Genomic DNA, 281 nt, shown 5'->3' with positions numbered 1-281 from the left:
GTCCAGATGCCGACCTCCGCCGGGTCGATCTCCCCGACCAGGCGGTTGTGCCAGTCGATCGCACTCTGTTCTGTCAGGCTCGCGATCTGATCCACGACGACCCGCGCCCGCTCCGCGTCGCTCTCGGCGGCGACGGAGTCGGCGGCGAACGCGGGCTCCAGCACATCCGCGCCGGCCGACCACAGGGTGTCGGTCGGCCACAGGGCGTCGGCCAAGCGCTTCAGCACTCGGCCCTGCTCCTTGTAGCCGCCCTTCCTGGCCTCGGTCGGGACGGTCGCCTG

Annotated in this window: 1 pseudogene; it reads right to left on the bottom strand. The window is 71.5% G+C overall.

Features of this window, described 5'->3' with window-relative positions:
* Positions 1–281 (bottom strand): annotated as a pseudogene (locus KVS71_RS17345) (deoxyguanosinetriphosphate triphosphohydrolase); the annotation flags it as partial.

The organism is Microbacterium sp. GbtcB4, assembly GCF_019091465.1.
Taxonomy (GTDB): Bacteria; Actinomycetota; Actinomycetes; order Actinomycetales; family Microbacteriaceae; genus Microbacterium; species Microbacterium paraoxydans.
Note: the sequence above shows the minus strand (reverse complement) of the source record. Positions and strands in the feature narration are given on the sequence as shown.